Raw genomic sequence first — 1,937 nt, 5'->3', positions numbered from 1 at the left:
GAGTACAACGCACCGGAGGATCTACTCCACCGTCTGAGGTTGATCGGCCTCACCGGGCCCGCCCGCTGGGAAGATCCACATTGGCCCGACTACATCTACTGACCGTGGCGCAGAGGTACTGGGCCCGAGGCACTCCGGGCAGATGGAGCCGTACCGGGGGGCCTCAGTCCCGTCTGTTGGGGCCGGGTTCGGTTTCTGGCCTTCGGGGGGTCTGCCCCGCACCCCGTGTTTTTGGTGTGGGGGTGCGGGGTGTGGTGGGGTTAGCGGAGGGTGGTGAGGGCGGCTTCGTAGTTCGGTTCGTCGGCGATCTCGGTGACGAGTTCGGTGTGCAGGACGGTGTTGTTCTCGTCCAGGACGATGACGGCGCGGGCGGTGAGGCCGGCGAGTGGGCCGTCGTTGATGGACACGCCGTAGGTGGTGTGGAAGTCGCGTCCGCGCAGGGTGGAGAGGGTCTTGACGTTGTCCAGGCCCTCGGCGCCGCAGAATCGGGCCTGCGCGAAGGGCAGGTCGGCGGAGATGCACAGCACGACGGTGTTCTCCAGTGCGCCGGCTTGGGCGTTGAAGGTGCGGACCGAGGTTGCGCAGGTCGGGGTGTCGATGCTCGGGAAGATGTTGAGGACCTTGCGCCGGCCGGCGAAGTCCTTGAGCGAGGTGTCTGCGAGTCCGGCGTCGACCAGCGTGAACTCGGGGGCCTGGCTGCCGGTGGTCGGCAGCGTGCCGCCGATCTGGACCGGGTTCCCCTTCAGCGTGACCTGAGCCATGAAAAGCCTCCTACCAGCGGTATACGGGTGACAACGCCGCTGATCCTACTGCCCGTCCCCGCCCTCGCACGCCTGGTGACCGAGGGTCGGACAGGAGCGGGGGCCGTACCGGCCGTACCGGCTGTACCGGCTGTACCGGCTGTACCGGCTGTACCGGCTGTACCGGCTGTACCGGCTGTACCGGCCGTGGCCTGTGCTGCCTCGTGTGGTGACGGCGCCGGCCGGCCGCTGCGCGGCACCGTTCGGGGTGGGTTCCGGCGAGTTTGTGGGGTCGTGGGGGTTGAGGGGCGGGGTGGTTCGGAATTGGGGTGTGGATGTTGCTGAATTGTTGGAAGCCGCTTGTCTGTTGGTACCGGAGGGGGTCGCGACCGGCGGCGACCTGACGTTCGGTGATCTCTGGGGCCATCTGGCCCGTGATGAGTGGGAGGTGGCGCTCACGGTGTTGGAGGAACTCGGTGGCGTCGGTGTGCTGGGGTCCGGTTTTTGGGAGGATCTGGCCGCGGCGGCCGCCGGGTTGTATCTGGAGCGCAGTGCGGCGTGGTGCCGTTGGCGGGGGTGGGAGGCCCGTAACGGGGTGGTCCGGGCTGACTTGACGCTCGCCCCTTGTGGGGGAGGGTGGGCGTAGGAGCCTGTTTTGCGGGGCCGGGGTGTTGCGGCCGATGTGGGATGTCGGTAGCCGTGCTCGGGCGGGCGGGCTGGCTCTGGATATCGCGGCCGTGTGGGTGGAGTTCACGCCGTTGCTGGGGCCCGGTGAGCGTGCGCGGGTGCGGCTCGCGCCTCTGGATCCCGTCCGGTGGTGTCGGCTGGAGGTGGGCCGGGTGATCACTATGTACGAGGGCTGCAGGGTTGCCGGGAGCGCTGTCGTCGTGGAGACACGGGCGCCGGTGGCGCCGCCGGCGCGGTAGCCGCCGCGCGCGGTCGCTGGGGCGGGCCGGCTGTTGTCGACGGGGTGAACGTGGACGAGAGCCGCTCGGGCAAGGTGAATGAGGGCCGCATTGCTCCGTGTGTGGACGGTCGTGGACACTGGGATGGATCCATGATCGACAACGAATCGAGAGCCGTCCCTTGCGAGTGACTTCACCTGAGCTTGGCGTTTAACCTCGCAGGTCACCCGACCTGCTGATCTGCGGTTCTTCCCGAGACAGCGGAGGCGGCCGTTCTCCACGCTTCGAGATG

Annotated in this window: 1 protein-coding gene; it reads right to left on the bottom strand. The window is 68.2% G+C overall.

The genetic code is table 11. From position 1 onward, the window contains the following. Positions 1 to 260 precede the first annotated feature (260 nt). Entirely contained in the window at positions 261 to 761 is a 501-nt protein-coding gene (gene tpx, locus ACFQ87_RS42540) for a thiol peroxidase (protein ID WP_380616332.1), read from the bottom strand. Positions 762 to 1,937: the final 1,176 nt, after the last annotated feature.

It is taken from the genome of Kitasatospora sp. NPDC056531 (genome assembly GCF_042794375.1).
In the GTDB taxonomy this organism is placed as follows: Bacteria; Actinomycetota; Actinomycetes; order Streptomycetales; family Streptomycetaceae; genus Kitasatospora.
The sequence above is the reverse complement of the archived record's forward strand: the minus strand, read 5'-3'. Positions and strand labels throughout refer to the sequence as shown.